This window comes from Baekduia sp., from assembly GCF_035318805.1.
In the GTDB taxonomy this organism is placed as follows: domain Bacteria; phylum Actinomycetota; class Thermoleophilia; order Solirubrobacterales; family Solirubrobacteraceae; genus Baekduia.
Window position 1 is genome coordinate 1 of the sequence record NZ_DATHDY010000132.1, and the last position, 19,002, is coordinate 19,002.

General features: G+C 74.4%; 14 protein-coding genes. 9 read left to right on the plus strand and 5 right to left on the minus strand.

Features of this window, described 5'->3' with window-relative positions:
• On the plus strand, nucleotides 1–811 hold an 811-nt coding region (locus VK501_RS26245; RefSeq protein WP_324342854.1), incomplete at its 5' end, for a PHP domain-containing protein.
• Between the two features lie 15 nt (nucleotides 812–826).
• Here VK501_RS26245 and VK501_RS26250 read toward each other — a convergent pair.
• Complete coding sequence (locus VK501_RS26250; RefSeq protein ID WP_324342857.1) at nucleotides 827–1,945, minus strand: hypothetical protein; 1,119 nt, start codon at nucleotides 1,943–1,945, stop codon at nucleotides 827–829.
• A gap of 28 nt (nucleotides 1,946–1,973) precedes the next feature.
• Between VK501_RS26250 and tmk the strand changes: the two genes are divergently transcribed.
• The 3 genes from tmk to VK501_RS26265 all read left to right on the plus strand — a co-directional run bounded on the left by tmk (nucleotide 1,974) and on the right by VK501_RS26265 (nucleotide 7,223).
• A complete protein-coding gene (gene tmk, locus VK501_RS26255; protein ID WP_324342859.1) occupies nucleotides 1,974–2,573 on the plus strand; it encodes a dTMP kinase in 600 nt (199 codons plus the stop codon).
• A gap of 52 nt (nucleotides 2,574–2,625) precedes the next feature.
• Nucleotides 2,626–6,591, plus strand: a complete 3,966-nt coding sequence (locus tag VK501_RS26260; RefSeq protein WP_324342861.1) for a hypothetical protein — start codon at nucleotides 2,626–2,628, stop codon at nucleotides 6,589–6,591.
• 158 nt (nucleotides 6,592–6,749) lie between these two features.
• Nucleotides 6,750–7,223 (plus strand): hypothetical protein, encoded by a 474-nt coding sequence (locus VK501_RS26265; protein WP_324342863.1) that lies wholly within the window; start codon nucleotides 6,750–6,752, stop codon nucleotides 7,221–7,223.
• 88 nt (nucleotides 7,224–7,311) lie between these two features.
• Here the strand turns inward: VK501_RS26265 and VK501_RS26270 are convergent, their stop codons facing one another.
• Nucleotides 7,312–7,632, minus strand: coding sequence for an MmcQ/YjbR family DNA-binding protein (locus tag VK501_RS26270; RefSeq protein WP_324342865.1), 321 nt, complete (start codon nucleotides 7,630–7,632; stop codon nucleotides 7,312–7,314).
• A gap of 168 nt (nucleotides 7,633–7,800) precedes the next feature.
• Here VK501_RS26270 and VK501_RS26275 point away from each other — a divergent pair, with 168 nt between their 5' ends.
• Nucleotides 7,801–10,644: a vitamin B12-dependent ribonucleotide reductase gene (locus VK501_RS26275; RefSeq protein WP_324342866.1), complete on the plus strand. Its 2,844-nt coding sequence runs from the start codon at nucleotides 7,801–7,803 to the stop codon at nucleotides 10,642–10,644.
• A 201-nt stretch (nucleotides 10,645–10,845) separates the two neighbouring features.
• Here the strand turns inward: VK501_RS26275 and VK501_RS26280 are convergent, their stop codons facing one another.
• Nucleotides 10,846–11,058, minus strand: coding sequence for a hypothetical protein (locus VK501_RS26280; protein ID WP_324342869.1), 213 nt, complete (start codon nucleotides 11,056–11,058; stop codon nucleotides 10,846–10,848).
• A gap of 191 nt (nucleotides 11,059–11,249) precedes the next feature.
• On the opposite strand from VK501_RS26280, the gene VK501_RS26285 reads away from it, so the two are divergent.
• Entirely contained in the window at nucleotides 11,250–12,776 is a 1,527-nt protein-coding gene (locus tag VK501_RS26285) for a glucoamylase family protein (protein ID WP_324342871.1), read from the plus strand.
• Nucleotides 12,777–12,840: 64 nt separating this feature from the next.
• Here the strand turns inward: VK501_RS26285 and VK501_RS26290 are convergent, their stop codons facing one another.
• On the minus strand, nucleotides 12,841–13,983 hold the full coding sequence (locus VK501_RS26290; RefSeq protein WP_324342873.1) for a DUF4394 domain-containing protein: 1,143 nt from the start codon (nucleotides 13,981–13,983) through the stop codon (nucleotides 12,841–12,843).
• 86 nt (nucleotides 13,984–14,069) lie between these two features.
• On the opposite strand from VK501_RS26290, the gene VK501_RS26295 reads away from it, so the two are divergent.
• The 3 genes from VK501_RS26295 to VK501_RS26305 all read left to right on the plus strand — a co-directional run bounded on the left by VK501_RS26295 (nucleotide 14,070) and on the right by VK501_RS26305 (nucleotide 16,649).
• Complete coding sequence (locus tag VK501_RS26295) at nucleotides 14,070–15,728, plus strand: DUF6909 family protein (protein WP_324342875.1); 1,659 nt, start codon at nucleotides 14,070–14,072, stop codon at nucleotides 15,726–15,728.
• A gap of 182 nt (nucleotides 15,729–15,910) precedes the next feature.
• On the plus strand, nucleotides 15,911–16,348 hold the full coding sequence (locus tag VK501_RS26300; protein ID WP_324342877.1) for a hypothetical protein: 438 nt from the start codon (nucleotides 15,911–15,913) through the stop codon (nucleotides 16,346–16,348).
• Between the two features lie 103 nt (nucleotides 16,349–16,451).
• Nucleotides 16,452–16,649, plus strand: coding sequence for a DUF1059 domain-containing protein (locus VK501_RS26305; protein WP_324342879.1), 198 nt, complete (start codon nucleotides 16,452–16,454; stop codon nucleotides 16,647–16,649).
• Between the two features lie 80 nt (nucleotides 16,650–16,729).
• On the opposite strand, the gene VK501_RS26310 is transcribed toward VK501_RS26305, so the two are convergent.
• On the minus strand, nucleotides 16,730–19,002 hold a 2,273-nt coding region (locus VK501_RS26310), incomplete at its 5' end, for a phosphoenolpyruvate carboxylase (RefSeq protein WP_324342881.1).

Consider the following 19,002-nt stretch of genomic DNA (forward strand, 5'->3'; position numbering starts at 1 on the left):
CGTCGCCCGCGCGGCCGCCGACGGCGTAGAGCTGCTCGCGCTGTCAGACCACGACACGGTCGACGGCGTCGCCGAGGCGCTGGACGCCGCGGCCGCCACCGGCGGGGCGCTGCGCGTCGTCACCGCCGTCGAGCTCTCCACGATCGACGGTGACCACGAGGACCTCCACGTCCTCGGCTACGGCGTCGACCACACCGACCCATCCTTCCTCGCGACGCTCGAGCGCTTCCGCGCCGACCGCGCCGCGCGCGCCGACCGGATGGCCGACGCGCTGGAGGACGAGTGCGGGCTGGCCCTTCATCGGGCGCCGCTGGAGGCGCGCCGGGATGCCGGCCTGCCGATCGGCCGGCCGCACCTCGCCCGGGCCGCGTTCGACCACCCTGACAACGCGCAGCGCGTCGCCGACGAGGAGCTCGCCGACTTCGGCAAGCTCCTGGAGGCCTACCTGATCCCGGGCGCCCCGGCCTTCCGCCGGCGCACGACGCCGACCGTCGCCGAGGCGATCGCCGCCATCCACGCGGCCGGCGGCGTGGCGATCTGGGCCCACCCGTTCTGGGACGTCGACGCGCCCGGCGAGGTCGTCGGCGCCATCGACCGCTTCGTCGCCGACGGCCTCGACGGCGTCGAGGCCTTCTACGTCACCCACACGCGCGAGGAGACCTTGCTGGTGGCCGAGGCCTGCGCCGACCGCGGGCTGCTCACGACCGGCTCGGCCGACTTCCACGGCCCCGACCACCCGCGCTTCAACCGCTTCCGGGCGTTCGACCTGCACGGGCTGCGCCCGCGCCTCGGGGCCATCGGGCAGGCCTGAGGCGCGCCGCCAGGCTCAGGCGCGGAGCGTGCGCTCCAGCTTCGAGGCCAGGGCCTCGAGCGCCAGCTCCTCCGACGGGTTGAGGATGAACGTGGTGCGCGTCGTCTCCACCAGGCCGACGGCGTCGCGCAGCCGGCCGGGCGTCGCGTCGGACCCGTCGGCATCGTGGCCCAGCTGCTCGGTGCGATCGCTGTGGTGGACGAGCTCCGGCACGCCGTCCTTGACGCACGCGACGTCGCGCAGCCACAGCGCCGAGAGCTGCAGGCCATGGTCGATCGTCGCCGCGTACGCGCGGCGGTGGGCGCGCTTGCCGGCGGTCTCGCCGTCGCGCTTGAGGCGCCGGGCCTCGCGGTCGGGCAGCAGCTCGGCGTCGGCGGCGATCTGCGACGCCACGCCGCTGGCCGCCGCGTCGCCGCGGGCGCGCGCCTGGTCCAGGAGCGCGATGTGCGGGCGCTCGGCGAGCGTGCCGTGCAGCGCGGCGCGGGCGTAGCACTCGGCGGCGTCGCGCAGCGCCGGGCCCTCGGCGAGCGCCAGGGCCAGGGCGCGCTCGGCGTCGCCCAGCGCGAGGCGCGCGCAGGCGTCGGCGGTCAGCGGCGGCACGCCGTGCTTGGTCTGCAGCCGCTGCGAGAGCTCCTCGTGGGTGGCCGCCTCGAAGCGCACGAGCTGGCAGCGCGACGCGATCGTCGGGAGGATGTTGCCGGGCTTGTCGGTGAGCAGCACGAGGTGCGCGAACGGCGGCGGCTCCTCAAGCGTCTTGAGCATCTTGTTGGCGGCCTGGTCGTTCATCGTGTCGGCGCCCTCGACCACGAAGACGCGCCGGCGCGCCTCGAACGGCGTGCGGGTGATGGCGGCGACGACGGGCTCGTCGATGTCTGAGACGAGCATCTCGGCGGCGCCGCTGGGCTTGACCCAGGTGAAGTCGGGATGGACGCCCTCGACGACGCGACGCCGCGCGTTGACGGGATCGGACGCCCCCTCGGCCAGCAGCTCGGCGGCGAACGCGCGGGCGGCCTCCCGCTTGCCGGCGCCCGCTGGCCCGTGAAACAGGTAGGCGTGCGACGGCGCGCCCTCGGGCGGGACGGCCGCGCGTAGGACGGCGCGGGCGTGGGGATGGCGATCGACGACCTCGAGCATGCGCGCGCCAGGGTACTGTCACGCGCGCATGGCACCGCAGGGACGGCTCATCACGATCGAAGGGATCGACGGCGCGGGCAAGACGACGCTCGCCGAGGGCATCGCCGCCGCGTGGCCCGGGCTGACCGTCCTGCGCGAGCCAGGCGGCGTCGTCGTCTCCGAGCGCATCCGGGAGCTGGTGAAGGACCCGGCCGTGGAGGTCGACCCGCGCGCCGAGGCGCTGCTCTACGCCGCGGCCCGGGCGCAGCTGGTGCACGAGCGGCTGCTGCCGCTGCTGGAGGACGGTCGCGACGTGCTGCTGGACCGCTTCGTCGACTCGTCGCTGGCCTATCAGGGGGCCGGGCGCGGGCTCGGCGTGCCCGAGATCGCCGAGCTGAACCGGTTCGCGACGGGCGGCCTGGTCCCGGATCTCACGCTGCTGGTGCGCGTGGAGCCCGCGGTCGGCGCGCGCCGGGCCGCCGGCGACGACCGGCTCGAGCAGGCCGGTGAGGCGTTCTTCACGGCCGTCGCCGGCGCCTACGACGCGCTGGCCGCCGCCGCGCCCGACCGGATCGTCGTCCTGGACGGCGCCCGGGCGCCGGCGGACGTCCTCGCGTCGGCGCTGCACGCCATGAAGCTCCTGCAATAGCCGCACTCCCGGCTACGATCGGCGTCGCGACGCCGGGTTCTTCGCGCCTCCCATGACTCCGCGCTTCGAGGTTCAATCCTTCGAGCAGGTCCCCGCAGGTCCCGGCACCGTGCTGCTGCGGATCACGGGTCGCTGGGTCGGTCCGGCGCGCGAGCAGCTCCCGCGACCGCTCCTGCTGATCGACGACGGCCGGCGGACCCACCGGCTCTCGGCGCTGCCGGGGCCCGACGACGCGGCACCGCAGGTGGGGCCAGAAGGGCCGGAGTGGCGCGCGGCGTTCTCGGTTCCCGCCGAGATCGCGGGCGCGGCGCGGCTGGCGTTCGCCCTGGACGCCGGGCGCGGGGTGATCGTCGATCTGCCGCGCCCGACGGCGCTTGGCGGCGAGCCGCTGCCGGCGTGGATCCCGGACATCGAGGCCGCGCCCGTGGAGCCGTTCCCGGCGTCGGATCAGGGACGCGGGCGCGGGTTCCGGCGTCGCGGCGGGCGCGCCGAGGAGCGGGGCACGCCACCGGCGCCGGCTTCCCGCCCGACCTTCGACGCGACCGAGCTCGCGCGCGCGTCGGACGTCGCGGCGCTCCGCGCGCAGCTCGCCGACGAGCGCGCGGCGCGCGAGACCGCCGAGCGCCGGGCGGTCGAGGCGACGTCGATCGCGCGTCAGGCCGCCGCGGAGGCGTCCCGAGCCGCGGACGCGGCCGTCCGCGCCGAGGCCGCGCGCGCCGGCGCGGTCGACGCGCTCACCGACGAGCGGATGCGCGCCAGCGAGCGCGCCGCCGCCGAGGAGGAGCGCGCCCGCGAGCATCAGGAGCGCGCGAAGCGGGCCGCCGAGCAGGCGCGCCGGGCGGTGGACGTCGCCCACGAGGCGCGGCGGGCGCTGGAGGAGCGCGAGGGCGAGCTCGCCGGCGCGCAGGAGCAGGCCGAGCGGGCGTCGCGGGCCGCCCGCGCCGCGGAGGCACGGCTGGCGGCCGTCGAGGAGGCGCGGCAGGTCGCCGAGCGACGGGCCGCGGAGCTGGTCGACCTGAGCGAGCGGGCCGAGACGCTCGACCGCGACCGCGAGCACGCGACGCTGACCGCGGGCGCCGCCCAGCGCCGCGCCGAGCAGGCCGAGCAGCGCATGGTCGCGTTGGAGCAGAAGCTCGCCGAGACGCAGACGCTCGCCCAGCGCGCGACCGCCGCGGCGCGGCGGGCCGACGACCTCACCACGCGCGTGCGCGAGGAGCGCGCCGCGCGGCGGGCGGCCGAGGAGGCGGTCGAGCGCGCGCGCCGCGAGACCGCCGACGAGTCCGCGCAGCGCACCGCGATCCTGTCGTCGGAGCTGCGCGAGGCGCGCAAGGCGATCGAGGCCGAGCACGCGACGTGCCGCGAGGCCGAGGCCCGGGCCCACGCCGCGGGCGCCGAGCTGGCCGAGCTGCGGGTCGCCGCCGCGCAGGCGGGAGAGCGGGCGACGCTGGCCGAGCGCGCGGCGTCGGGGCTAGCGGCGCTCGAGGCGCGGGTGGCCGAGGCCGAGGCGCGCGCGGCGTCGGCCGAGGAGCTCGACGCGCGCCTGCGGTCCACCGATGAGGAACGTGACGCGGCCGAGGCGGAGGCGCAGCGGCTGCGCGCACGGCTCGAGGAGATCGAGGCGGCTCACGAGGCCGTGGCCGCGGACCTGCGGGCCGCGCTGGGCGAGGCCGAGGTCACCGCGGACGGGGCGCAGCAGGCGCTGAAGGCCGACGCGGACGACCTCCGCGCATCGCTGGCCGACGCCGAGCAGCGCGCGGGCCGGGCGGCCGCCGAGGCGGCAGCGGTCCGGGACGAGCTCGCGGCGGCCCAGGCCGCGGGCGAGGAGGAGGCCGGCCGGCTGCGGTCGCGTGTCGCGGAGGTCGAGCGGGTCGCGGCCGAGGAGGCCGAAGCCCTGCGGGCGCGCGTGGAGTCCACAGCGGCTGAGGCCGAGGCGACGGCGCGGGCGCTGCGGGCGGAGCTGGTCGAGAAGGAGCGTGCGGCGTCGGCGGAGGTGCAGCGGCTGCGGGGACGGCTGACCTCGGCGGGCGAGGCCGCGACCGCGGAGGTCGACACGCTGCGGGCCGAGGTGGCCGGCGCGCAGGCGGCGGCCGAGGCCGAGCGCGACGCGTTCGCGGCACGGCTGGCCGAGGCGCAGTCCTCGGCGGCGAGCGAGATCGAGGCGCTGCGCGCCCGGCTGGAGGACGCCGATGCGGCGGCAGAGGCGCTGCGCGCCCGGCTGGAGCACGCCGAGGCCGCGACCTCGTCGGAGGTCGCCGCGCTGCGCGAGGAGCTCGCGTCTGCGCAGGCGGCCGTAATGGCGATCGAGGAGGAGCGCGAGGCTGGGATCGCCGCGGCGCGGGCGGACGCTCGCGAGCACGTCGCCGCGCTGCAATCCCACCTGGACGCCGCCGTCTCGCAGGCCGAAGAGGCCGGCGACCTGCGCGCGCGCCTGGCGGAGGTCGTGGAGGCGCGCGCCGCCGAGCGCGCGGAGCTCGAAGCGCGCGTCGCGGCGGCGGAGCGGTCGTCGGAGGCCGACGTCGGGGCGCTGCGGGCCGATCTCGCGGAGGCCGAGCGCCGCGGCAGCGCCGACGCCCGCGCGCTGCGGGCGCAGGTCGTCGAGGCCGAGACGCAGGCGGCCGAGCAGGTCGATGCCCTCCAGACACAGATCGACGAGCTCGCCGCCGCCCGCGACGCGCTGGCCGCCCGCCTCGGCGAGGCCGAGCCGCGGGCCGCCCGGCTCGAGCAGGCGCTGGCCGGCACCCGCGCGCAGTTCGAGCGCGAGCGCGCCCGCGCCGTCGCCGCCGAGCAGCAGGCGCGGGAGTCAGCCACCGACATCGACCGCCGCGCGGCGGCCGCGGCCCAGCGCGTCGCGGAGCTGCAGGCGGGCGCGGAGGACGCGCGCCGGCGCATGGCCGCGACCCTCGCCCGCGCCGAGGCCGCCGAGCAGCGCGCGACCGACGCCGAGCGGGCCGCCACCGAGCTGCGGCATGAGCTCGACGCCACCGCCACCGCCAGGGACGAGGCACGGGCGCGCGCCGCGGAGGCGATCGACCAAGCGGCGGCGAGCGAGGAACAGGTTGTAGGTCTTGAGGCGGCGCGCGCCGACGCGCGCGCGCAGGCCGAGCGCAGCGACGCTGCCGCCGGCGCGGCGCGGGCGCAGGTCGACGGGCTCGAGGCCGAGAACGAGGCGGCGCGCGCCCGCGCCGCGGAGGCCGCCGAGCGTGCCGAAGCGCTGGAGCGCGCCCTCGCCGAGGCCCGGGAGCAGAGCGCCGCCCGCATCGCCCAGCTCGAAGAGCAGCGGCAGGCCACGGCCGCCGAGGCCGAGCGCCACGCGGCCGCGCTGCAGCGGGCGCTGAGCGAGTCGCGCGAGCACGCCGCGCGCGTCGAGGCGGCGGCCGCCGCGGCCGAGGAGGCCCGCGCCCGGGCGGACGCGATGGCCGGCGCCCGCGACGCGGCCGTGTCGCGGATCGAGGAGCTCGAGGGTGAGCTGCACGCCGTGCGCGGCGCCGCGGCCGAGGCGGGCGACCGCGCGACCGAGCTCGACACGCGCCTCGACGACACCGCCGGTCGCCTCAGCGCGCTGGGTGAGCGCCTCGCCGACGCGACGTCCACGCGCGACCAGCTACGGACGGAGCTCGCCGCTGCGACCGCGCAGACCGACGAGGTCGCGCGGCTCGGGGCGCTGCACGATGCGCTGCAGGCCGAGCTCGTCGCCGCGCGCGAGGCGGGCCGGGACCGCGAGGCCGAGTTGCAGGCTGAGGTCGCCGAGCTGCGCGACGTCGCCCAGCGCCGGGAGGCCGCGCTGCTGGCCGAGCTCGACCAGGCGCGTGCCGCCGCCGACGCCGCGCCAGCGCTCGCCTCGCTGCACGAGGCGACGCCGGCCGATGCGCTCGCGCCGGTCCTCCACGACCCCGACGACCGCAGCCTGCTGGCGCCCGAAGTCCGCCGCGAGCGCCTGGTCGTCATGGCGCTCTTCCTCGTCGCGATCGCCACCGGCCTGGCGCTCTTCGCCGGCGGGTTCACCGATCTCCTTCGCTAGGGGTGCCCTAGGCGGCCAGCGAGGCCGAGGCCCACGACGGCCAGCCGTCGCCGCCGGAGGTGGGTCCCCAGTCGCGATAGCGACACAGTCTCCTAGCCCGTGAAATCAGGCGGTCCGGCCGCAGCTGGCCGCAGCGACCTTCTAGGCTCTTGCCCGGGATGCGTCGCCGCCTGATCACGGTCCTGCTGACCTGCGCCGCCACCGCGGTGGCCGCGCCCGTGCCCGCGGGCGCCCAGGATCCGGCATCGACGGCCGCACCGAGCGCCGCCGCCGGGGCCTCGACGGCCACCCCGGGCTCGTCCGCGCTGCCCGCGCCGGCCGCCAGCTCGGCCGCGCCGGCGACCACGCCGCCACCGGCGCCGACCTCGGCCTCCCCCGCGACGTCCGCGGTCCCCGGCGGGGCGTCCGCGCAGAGCGCAGGCCAGGCGAAGGACGACTCGTCGCTGCCGCTTCTCCTCCTGGCGCTCGTCGGCGCGCTGCTGCTGGCGGCGGCCGCCGTCTGGGCCTTCGCGCGATGGTGGGCGTGGGAGCCGCGCTGGTGGATCCGCTCGCGGCACGCGACCGCCGAGGCGGGCTGGCGCACGAGCGCCGCGTGGGCCGAGTTCCGCGACTGGCTGCGCCTCGGGCGCTAGTGGGTCCCTAACCCGCCGCGGGTTTCGCCCCCTGGGCGAAGACCCGCAAGGGAACCTGGCCCTCTGGGCCAGTGTTCCCCTAGCGCCTCTACTCGGCCAGCAGCCGGCGCGGCGCCTTCCGGCTCCACGCGGCGAACAGCAGCTCCTCGACCTGGTCGGCGTCCGCTGCAGGCAGCGCGACCTGCACGGCCGACAGGCGCTTGCCCCAGTAGACCTCCGTGCACGAGTCCCACCGCTCGACGGCCGTGAGGATCACGTCGTCGGCCGCCATGACGTTCAGCGCCGTGGGCGTCCAGAGCGTCGCGAAGATCTTCTCCCCCACCCGGAACGACGGCCTGCCGTGGTGGTCCTTCTCGACCGCCTCGGGCAGCTCGAGGGCGATCCGCCGGACCTCGTCGACGTCGAGCATGGAGCCACGCTAGCCGACGTTCTGCTCCTACACTGGAGGGGATCCCCGCAACGAGCGGGGCGAACGTCGCGCCGCACGTTGTTCCGACCGACCCATGCGCCACCCTCATCGACCCCACCAACAGGTTTTCGAGGACGCCGCGGGCCGGCGGCGAGGAGGAAGAAGCGCATGGAGACAGCACCACAGGCGGTAATGGGGACGGACGTCCAGGCAGGTCGAGCGCTGCGGATCGAGCGCTATTTCACGACGCCCGGCGTCCATCCGTTCGAGACCGTCCAGTGGGAGTCGAGGACCGCCGCCGTCGGCTCCTTCCGTCAGGACGACGTCGAGTTCCCGACGACCTGGTCGCAGAACGCGACCAACATCGTCTCGCAAAAGTACTTCCGCGGACAGATGGACTCGCCCGCGCGCGAGCGCTCGGTCAAGCAGATGATCAGCCGCGTCTCCGGCACGATCGCCGACTGGGGCCGCCAGCGTGGCTACTTCGCCACCGCCGAGGACGGCGACGCCTTCCAGGACGAGCTCACCTACATCCTGCTTCACCAGCTTGCGGCGTTCAACTCGCCGGTCTGGTTCAACGTCGGCTTCGAAGAGCAGCCGCAGTGCTCGGCCTGCTTCATCCTGTCGGTCGAAGACACGATGGACTCGATCCTCGACTGGAACACGCGCGAGGGCCGGATCTTCCGCGGCGGCTCCGGGTCGGGCATCAACCTCTCCAACATCCGTGGATCGATGGAGCCGCTGAGCAAGGGCGGCACGGCTTCTGGCCCCGTCTCCTTCATGCGCGGCGCCGACTCCTGGGCCGGCACGATCAAGTCCGGCGGCAAGACCCGCCGCGCGGCCAAGATGGTCGTCCTGGACGTCGACCACCCCGACATCGTCGAGTTCATCGAGTGCAAGGCCAAGGAGGAGGACAAGGCCGAGGCGCTGCGCAACGCGGGCTTCGACATGTCCATCGACGGCGACGGCTTCAAGTCGATCCAGTACCAGAACGCCAACAACTCGGTCCGCGTCACCGACGAGTTCATGAACGCCGTCGAGGCCGACGCCGAGTGGCGCACGATCGGCCGCCAGACCGGCAAGCCGATCGGCGAGCCGATGCAGGCGCGCGACCTGATGCGCAAGATCGGCGAGGCCGCCTGGCGCTGCGCCGACCCGGGCGTCCAGTACGACACGATCATCAACGAGTGGCACACGTGCCCGGCCTCGGGCCGCATCAACGCGTCCAACCCGTGCTCGGAGTACATGCACGTCGACGACTCGGCCTGCAACCTGGCCTCGCTGAACCTCATGAAGTTCCGCCGCGCCGACGGCACGCTGGACGTCGAGCGCTTCGAGCGCGCGACCGACGTCGTGTTCCTCGCGCAGGAGATCGTCGTCGGGCCCTCCAGCTACCCGACCGAGGAGATCGGCGTCAACGCCCGCGCCTTCCGCCAGCTCGGCCTGGGCTACGCCAACCTCGGCGCCTACCTGATGGCCAACGGCATGCCGTACGACTCGGACGCCGGCCGCGCGACGGCTGCTGCCATCACGGCGCTGATGACCGGTCGCGCCTACCTGCAGTCGGCGAAGGTCGCTGCAGCCATCGGCCCGTACGAGCGCTACGCCGAGAACCGCGCGGAGCACAACGCGGTCATGCGCATGCACCGCGACGCCACGGCGCACATCCCGGCCGGCACCGGCCGCGACGACACGCTGCTGGCCGCCGCCCGTCAGGTGTGGGACGAGGCGGTCGACGCCGGCGAGAAGTTCGGCTACCGCAACGCCCAGGCGACGGTGCTCGCGCCCACCGGCACGATCTCGTTCCTGATGGACTGCGACACCACGGGCGTCGAGCCCGACTTCTCCCTGGTCAAGCACAAGGAGCTCGTCGGCGGCGGCTCGATGATCATCGTCAACAAGACGGTGGGCCTCGCGCTGCAGACGCTCGGCTACACGCCCGAGCAGGTCGATCAGATCGTCGCGCACGTCGATCAGTACGGCACGATCGTCGAGGCGCCCGGCATCCTGGACGAGCACCTCGAGGTGTTCGACGTCGCCGTCGGCTCGCGGGCGATCAGCCACATGGGCCACATCAAGATGATGGGCGCCGTCCAGCCGTTCATCTCCGGCGCCATCTCCAAGACGGTCAACCTGCCGCAGACGGCGACGGTCGAGGACATCGTCGACGCCTACACGCAGGCCTGGCGCCTTGGCGTCAAGGCCCTGGCCATCTACCGTGACGGGTCGAAGACCGCGCAGGCGCTGCGCACCGACGCCCAGACCGAGGAGGCCCACGTGCCGTCGCTCGACTCCGAGGAGTTCGCGCAGGCCGTCAAGGACGAGGTCGCCAAGCAGCTCGACTCCATCGGGCCGCGCCGCAACAAGATGCCGCGTGAGCGCCAGTCGATCACGCACAAGTTCAACATCGGCGGCCACGAGGGCTACATCACGGCCGGCATGTACGAGGACGGCCAGGTTGGCGAGATCTTCATCACCGACGTCGGCAAGGAGGGCTCGACCCTTCGCGGCATGATGAACTCGTTCGCGACCGCGATCTCGATCGCGCTGCAGTACGGCGTGCCGCTCGAGACGCTCGTCTCGAAGTTCGCCTACATGCGCTTCGAGCCGGAAGGGATCACCCAGAACCCGGAGATCCCGTTCGCGAAGTCGATGCCCGACTACATCATGCGCTGGCTCGCGTCGCGCTTCCTGGACGCCGAGATCCAGGAGGAGCTCGGGATCCTGACCGCCGAGGTGCGGGCCAAGAAGGCAGCCGAGGAGGCCGTGACCTTCTCGTCCGACACCGCAGGCCCCGCGACGCCGCAGGCGACGCCGTCCCGCGGCGCCGGCAACGGCAACGGCGGCTCGAAGCCGCCGACGGCGAAGCTCACCGAGACGCCGCCGGTCCGTCCGGCGCGGCTCGTCGGCCTCGACCTCGGCCCAGCCTGCAACCAGTGCGGCGGCATGATGCAGCGGACCGGCTCCTGCTACACGTGCTCGTCCTGCGGCAACAACACCGGCTGCGGCTGAGCCGACGCTCCAACGCCAGTTGCGGCTCCGGCCCGCCGGCAGCTGTTCGAAGGGGCGCCCTCCGGGGCGCCCCTTCGTCGTTCTGCGACGTGACGAACGAAGGTCGTCGACGCCATGGCGAAGGAGGAACGACGCGTCACCCTCGCCTTGCGGCGGCGCTCCTAGACAGCGGCGAGACGGAGCCCGAGCCTCGCGATGTCGTCAGCTGCCCGCGCGGCGGCGGGCCGAGGCGCGCCGGACCGAGAGGCGGACGCGCAGGCCGTTGCGGCGCTTGGACGGCTCGTCGCCGTGGCGGGGCGGGCTCAGCGTCTCACCCTCGGCGAGCGAGCAGAGCGCGGGCTCGTAGCGAAACGCATGCCGGGAGGAGGAGGTGGCCATGTTCGACGTGCTCGGCTCGTCGCGTGCCAGATCCATCCGATGACCGCGGGATCGTCCCCGCCGGTCCGAGTACGGACCGAACGCCGACCGGCACGTCGCGTCGCGTGGCGTCACCTGCCTGACCGCTTCTGCCCGCGAAGGTTCCGACCCGGCACCGATGGGCATAGGGCTCGGCGGGAGTCGCCGCTGGGAGGGGCTGACTCGGAACTTCTGGAGGGGACAGGGCCATGGACATGGGTCAGAGGTCGACGCGACGCCGAAGCGCATGGGGGTGCGCTGCGGCCGCCGCGACGGCCCTGGCTCTGGCCCTCGGTGCGGCGCCGGCCGGAGCGGCCGCCGGCGGCCACGGGGGCTCCAGCGGCGACGGCGCTCCCGACCTGCAGCGCTACGCGGCCGGCACCTGGCGCTCGTTCGAGGCCATGACCGACCCGGCGTCCGGCCTCCCCGCCGACGTCCTGAACGCCGACGGCACCACGAGCGTCCAGACCTCGACCACCAACATCGGCGCCTACCTGTGGAGCGCGTACGTCGCGCAGCGGCTCGGGTTCCTCGACCGGCCCGAGATGGTCGCGCGCATGAGCAAGACCATCGCCTCGCTCGAGCACATGGAGCGCCACACCGCCAGCGGCCAGTTCTACAACTGGTACGACCACCACACCGGCGCAAAGCTCACCACGTGGCCGCCGACGGGCGCCCCGCTGACGCCGATCCTCTCCTCGGTCGACAACGCGTGGCTGGCCACCGGTCTGCGGATCGTCCGCGGCGGCGTCCCCGAGCTGGCCCGCCGCGCCGGCGCCCTGTACGACAGCATGAACTTCGGCTTCTACTACCGGCCCGGCGTCAACCGCGTGCTGTTTCACTACGTGCCCGACACCGGCGAGGCGGTCTGCTGCTACGACACGGTGGTCAGCGAGAGCCGGATCGTCGACTACCTCGGCATCGCCAAGGGCGAGATCCCCCAGCGTGCGTACTTCGGCCGCTGGCGCACCTTCCCCGACGCCCCGTGCGACCGGTACGGCTTCCAGGAGACCAAGCCGATCGGCGAGTGGAAGCGGTACTTCGGGGTGGACGTCTTCGAGGGGTCCTATCCCTACAACAACTCGCGCATCGTCCCGTCCTGGGGCGGCAGCATGTTCGAGGCCCTGATGCCGGCGCTGTTCCTGCCCGAGGAGCGCTGGGGACCTCGCAGCTGGGGCATCAACCACCCGCTCACCGTCCAGGCCCAGATCCACCACGGGCTGACCGAGGCCGGCTACGGCTACTGGGGCTTCTCGCCGTCCAACACGCCTGAGGGCGGCTACGCGGCCTACGGCGTCGACGGCATCGGCATGGATCCCAACGGCAACCCCTCCAACGAGGACCGCACGCTGATCGACCACGGCTTCGCCGGCTGCCCGGGCCGCGATCCGCAGCCCGACCCACCCCCGGCGGCCTACACCAACGGCGTCGTCACCCCCCACGCCGCGTTCCTCGGCCTGCGCTACGCACCGCGCGAGACCCGCGACGACCTCGCCCGACTCGCCCGCGACTTCCCCGGCCTCTACGGCCCCTACGGCTTCCGCGACAGCGTCAACGTCGACACCGGCCACCCGTCCGACGCCTACCTCTCCCTCGACCAGGGCATGATCATGGCGTCGCTCGGCAACGCGCTCGGCGGCGACGTCCTTCGCGACGCGTTCGCCGGCCAGGACCTTCAGCGCTCGGTCCGCCCCGTGCTGCAGGCCGAGGAGTTCGTCGCGTCGCCGCGGCCCTGACCCGCAGCACGACCGCCCCGCGCGGACGGCGCGGGACGGTCGAGACGCTCGTCGATGCGATCCCTTACCGCGCCAGGCTCATCGCGCGGTCGTAGACGCGCTGGTTGCCGGCCCAGTCGTGGACCGTCAGGTGGACGACGACCTTGCGGTGGTGGGCGGCGGCGGAGCGCAGCAGCGGGGTCGCGCCCTTGCGGGGGACGAGCTGGAGCGCACCGCGGCCGGCCTCGTACTTCGACAGCAGGCCGAACCCGACCACCTTGCCGCCGAGGCGCAGCGACGCGACCGTCTGCCCGCCCTCGCTGACCTTCAGCCCGAGGCCCGTGTAGTACGCGGTCCCGCGTGAGACGTGGCGATGCAGCGTCCGGCCGGAGAACGTCGCGGTGGGCTTCGTCGTGTCGTCGGGCACGGCGCCGACGGAGGCGATGGCGTCGAAGCGCTGCCCGGGATAGACGCCGTTCTGGCCGGAGATGCGCCCGGTCGCCGGGTCGAACCGCACCATCCGCGACTGCGGCGGCGCGGACTTCCGGCCGACGTGCAGGTCCGACACGGTGTAGGCCGCGCCGTCGGAGCCGACGGTCGTGCGCACCGGCTGCGCGATCGGGAACGGCGTCGCGGCCAGCGTGGACAGCGCGCCGCTCCCCGGCGCGGTCTCGCGCACGAACGCGCCCCGCGCCGTCGACACGCCGACCAGCCGGCCGTCGGTGCCGAAGTCCACGGCGGCCCCGGGATCGCCGCCGGCGTTCGGATCGCCGGGCGCGAAGCCGAGGGCGGGCGCGGTCGGCGCGGCGGCGCCCGTGGCCAGCGTGACGGTCTCGTCGCGCCCGCCGGCGATGATCCGCGCGGTCGCCCCGTCGGGCGCGACCGCGAACGACACCGCGGCGGCCGGGTCGATCGCCGACGTGACCGGCGCCGGGAACTTCATGGTGGCCTTGCCCGTCGCCGCGTCCAGCGTCGCGATGCTCCCACGCGACGTCAGCGCGAGCAGCTCACCGGCGGGCGCCCGGTCGAGGCCGACGATCTTCGCGCCGGAGGGCAGGCCCGACACGTCGACTCGGGACTCCAGGCCGGGGATCGAGTCGCTCTGGAACGTGGCGACCTGGCCGGCGCTGGTGACGCCGGTGAAGCCCTCTGCCGCATGGGCGGCCGAGGGAGCGATGAGCGCCGCGCCGAGCGCGGCGGGGACCAGGAGGGAGCGAGGGGAGGGCATGGACCCAGAACGAGGCCGGCGGCGGCAGGTCACGCGCGCCTGTCCGACGACGCGCCGGCCGCCCCTTGCGATATACCCGCTCGCCAATGCCCGCCGACGTCGAGCTCTATCAGCGCACCTACTCGACCCTGCTGCGGTCGCGGGGTGAGACCAAGCTGCGGATCCTCGAGTCGACGCATCGCGCCATCGAGTCCTCGCTGCATCCGCTCGCGGCCGCCGACGATCTCGACCTGGGCGCGTTCCTGTACGCCACCCAGCGGCTGCCGGCGAAGATCTACGCCGGCCGCGTCGTGATCATGGGCCAGGAGGAGGAGCAGTTCGCCGCCGCCGGCCTCGCGCTCGACGTGTGGCCCACCACCGAGGCGCCCGCGCGCCGGCGCCAGTGGCACGAGGGACCCGACGGCCAGTGGGGCGTGCTGCTCTCGTCCACCTCCGACGTCGACGACCTCGTCCCGACGCTGGTCGCCTACCAGATCGAGTGGAACAAGCTCCGGCGCAAGCTCAACGCGATCGGGTGGCCGCGACCGCAGGGCCTGCCGGGGGCCGCTGAGTGCTCGCGTGCGCTCGGCGGTTCGATCGACGACTGGGAGCGCCTGCAGGAGGCGTGGGGCACCGCGTTCGCGCGGCGCCTCGGCGAGGTCTCCGAGACGAACCTCTCGCTGCGCGTGCAGATGCTCGGCGGATCGCAGGTCAGCTACGCGCGCATGACGCGCCGCTGGTGGGCGCCGGTCGCCCAGCAGGTCGACGCCGACGGCCTCGGCGCCAGGGAGCTGTACTTCGTCTCCTCCAACACGCACTCCCTGGTCAACCTGCTCTCCGGCGACGCCCGCGCCCGCGAGGCGGCGCTCGTCGAATGGGTCGAGCGCGCGGGTCCGAAGGACCTGCGCGAGGAGCTCAACGCGTTCCGCGAGGAGCGCACGGCCGGCTCGTGGGACAACTTCCTGTACTTCCTGGCCCGCGAGCAGTTCAACCTGGACCCCGACGCGCAGCCGCGCCGCCGCCAGACCGAGAGCGCCAGCGGGATCGTGCACCTCAACTCGGAGTCGGGGCTCCGCGTCGCGGCGCAGGTGATGCCGCTCGCCAAGCTCGACCCTGCGCAGCTGGATCCCCGCCTCGGCGAGGTCGACGCCGAGGCCCTGCGCAACAGCGGCGCGGCGATCGTCAACATCGACTACCCGCTCGGCCTCGCGGCCTACAACATCCTGCGCGAGATCACCGAGGACCGCGACACGCTGCGCGGCGTCTACGTCCTCGGCAAGGCCGCCACGCTGAACGCCGACGTCGGCGACGTGATGATCTCCAACACGATCTTCGACGAGCACTCGGGCACGACCTACTGGCTCGACAACGCGTTCGGGTTCGACGACATCAGCCCGTACCTCCGCTTCGGCTCGGGGCTCGACAACCAGCGCGCGGTGACCGTCCGCTCGACGTTCCTGCAGAACCGCGACTACCTCGACCGCTACTACCGCGAGGCGTTCACGGTGGTCGAGATGGAGGCCGGTCCGTACTGCGACGCGGTCTACGAGATCGCCGAGCCCGACCGCTACCCAGCCGGCGAGCAGGTCAACTTCTCCAAGCTGCCGATCGACTTCGGGATCGTCCACTACGCCTCGGACACGCCGTTCACGCAGGCCCGCACGCTGGGCGCCCGCGGCATGAGCTACTACGGCATGGACTCCACCTACGCGACGTCGATCGCGATCCTGCGCCGCATCTTCACGCAGGTCGGCGCCCTCGGCTAGGGGTGCCGCAGGCGGCCAGCGAGGCCGAGGCCCACGACGGCCAGCCGTCGCCGCCGCCGTGATCGTGCCGATTCGGGGCGATCGGCGCAAGCGCTCAGGTGAGATGCATCACGTGCCGATCACCGGGGAACAACCTCGAATCGGGGCGGGCGTCCTGCAACCCCGCTAGCGTGAACGCCACGATGGTCAACGAAGAGATCCGCACGCTGCACGATGCCGACGGAAATCCCGTCTGCAACGTGTCGTTCGACCTCTCGGCCGCACAGCTGGCCGCGGCGGCCCGCGCCGTCGAGGCGGTCCGCATCGCTCGCCACCGCCATCAGGAGCTGAGCACCGACGACGTGCTGGCGCTTCGCGAGCTCACCGGGCTCTCCGACGAGCTGCACCGGCTCGCCGAGCCGGGCGCCAACGCGACGGTCGTCCTGCCGCTCGCCCGCTTCGTCGCGCTGCACGACGCGCTGGCCGAGTGGCTGCACGCGATGCGGGAGCAGGGCTGGATGCGCGAGGAGGACGAGGCGATCCATCCGCTCATCGGCGCCCTCGTCGACCCGATGGCCTCGCTGCGCGCCGACGCGCTGCATGCCGTCCTCGGCGCCGGCGCCGAAGCCCCCGGCGCCTGAAGCGCTCCCCGCGCCTAGGCACCCTTCCCGGGCAGCTTGACCCACCCCCGGCGGCGGGCGTACCGTCGCGGCGGGAGGTGCCTCGACATATCAGGAGGGGCCCATGGCCCGCAAGTACATCGACTGCCGCGAGATGCCCAGCGAGAGTGGGTGCGACCTCGCGATGTCCGGCAGCGAAGAGCACATCCTCAACGCGGCGGTGACCCACGCCGTCACGGCCCATGGCCACGAGGACACACCGGAGCTGCGCGAGCAGCTCCGCGGCGCGCTGCGCGACGAGGTGCCAAGCGCACTGGCGTGACCGACGCACCGACACCTGCGGACGGCCGGCGCTGAACCCGGCGCCGGCGTTCGCACAGAACGCGGTCGTCGATGGGCCGCTCAGCCCGTGTTCCGCAGCCCGAAGGCGATGCCGGTGACCGTGCCGAGCAGCGCCTGGCGGTCGAGCGACGGGTCCTCGCGGGTGCGGCGCAGCAGCTCGACCTGGAGGTGCGACAGCGGGTCGACCCACGGGTCGCGGTGGGCCAGGCGCTCCTGCAGCTGCGGCGCGCCGGCGAGCAGCCGGTCGTTGCCGGTGATCGCCAGCACGCCGCGGCGCACGCGGTCGTGCTCGGCCACGATCTGCGGCCAGAAGTGCTCGCGCAGGGCCGGGTCGACGAGCTCGAGGTACCGCTCGGCGACGCCGAGGTCGGTCTTGAAGAGCGCCATCTCCAGCGTGGAGATCAGCGTGGCGACGAACGGCCAGTCGGCGTGCATGGCGCGATGGAGCTCGAGGTCACCCTCGGCCAGCGCGGTGCCCGCGCCGTACCAGGACGGCAGCAGGATGCGGTTCTGCGTCCACGCGAACACCCACGGGATCGCGCGCAGCGATTCGATCGACCGGTCGGCCCCGCGTGACGGCGGTCGCGAGCCGATGTTCAGCTCCGCGAGCGCCTCGATCGGCGTCACCTGGAAGAAGAAGCGGGCGAAGTCGGGATCGTCGTAGACCAGGGCCCGGTAGGTCTCGCGGGAGCGGCGCGCGAGTCGGTCCAGCTCCTCGCGCCAGGCCTCCGGAGCCGGCGGCCGCGCGACGTTGGACGCCAGCAGCACCGCGCTCAGCGTCTGCTCGAGCGAGCGCTCGGCGAGCTCGGGGTGCCCGTAGCGCGCGCTGATCGTCTCGCCCTGCTCGGTGATCCGGATGCGGCCGTGCACCGAGCCCGTCGGCTGCGCGACGATTCCGCGGTACATCGGGCCGCCACCGCGCGACGTCGAGCCGCCGCGGCCGTGGAAAAGCTCGAGCTCGATGCCTTCGGCGGCCGCCTGGCGCGCAAGCGCGAGCTGGGCGCCGCGCAGCGCCCACTGGCTGGCCATGAAGGACCCGTCCTTGCCCGAGTCCGAGTACCCCAACATGATCACCTGGCGGTCGCCCTGGCTGCGCAGGAGGTCCCGGTAGGCCTCGCCGGCGTACAGCGCGGCCATGGTCTCGGGCGCACGCTCGAGGTCGGCGAGCGTCTCGAACAGGGGCACGAAGCGAAGGTCGAGGGCCTCGCGCTCGGCGCCCGCGGGCCCGCTTCTGCGTGCGGCGCGCTGGGCCAGCCACCGCGCGCCGAGCACGTGCGAGGGCTTCTCGGTCATCGACACGATCAGGCAGCGCACCACCTCGGGGCCGTAGGCCTGCGCGGCCAGGGCCGCGGCCTCCAGCGCGGCGACCAGCTCGCCGGCGGTGCCGTCCGGGCGGCGCTCCAGGCCGATGCGGCCGGCGGCGATCGCGTCGGCCAACAGCGCCTGGCGCTCCTCCTCGGGGGCGTTGGCGTAGCCGGGCAGCAGCGCCGAGACCGCCGCGTCGACGACGACGGCGTTCTGGCGCAGGTCCAGGCCCGCGAGGTGGAAGCCGAACGTGTCGACCTGGCGCAGCAGCCGGCGCAGCGCCCCGCGGGCGACGTGCGCCGAGCCGAGGCTGCCGGCGATCAGCTCGAGGTCGGCCCGCAGCTGGGCGGGGCGCTCGTAGCCGGGCTCCCCGCCGCGTCCCGACAGGGTGTTGTCGAGCCGATGCTCGATGAACCCCAACTTGGTCCGCAGCGGCTCCCAGTCGTGGTGCGCGCGGCGCAGCACGGGCGCGCTCGGCAGCTCCGCGGCGTCGGAGCGCAGCGAGTCCGACAGCGCCGGGGTGACGCTGAGGCGGCGCTCGGAGTGCGAGAAGCGGCCCGCGAGGTCCGCGACGCTGCGGCGCAGCAGCCGGATCGCCGCGAGGCGGTGCAGCTCGATCGTCGCGGTGACGGTGTCGGCGCCGACCTCCGGGTGGCCGTCCATGTCGCCGCCGGGCCAGCTCGCGTACTCCAGCACCGGCGCGTCCGGCAGCGGCCCGAGGCGGCGCTCGAGCTCGTCCAGGACCCGCGGCACGGTGTCGTAGAGCACCGACTCGAAGACGTACAACGTGCGCCGGACCTCGTCCTCGACGTGCGGCCGCGCGCGGCGGACCTCGTCGGTCTGCCACCAGATCGTCAGGACCTCGCGCAGCTCGTCGAGCAGCGCGCGCCGCCGCGAGCGGCCGGTGCGCGGGTCCTCGACGCGGTCCAGCAGCTCGGTGATCTCCCACTGATGGTCCAGGACCGAGCGGCGCGCGGCCTCGGTCGGGTGGGCGGTCAGGACGAGCTCGACGTGGAGGTCATCCAGCG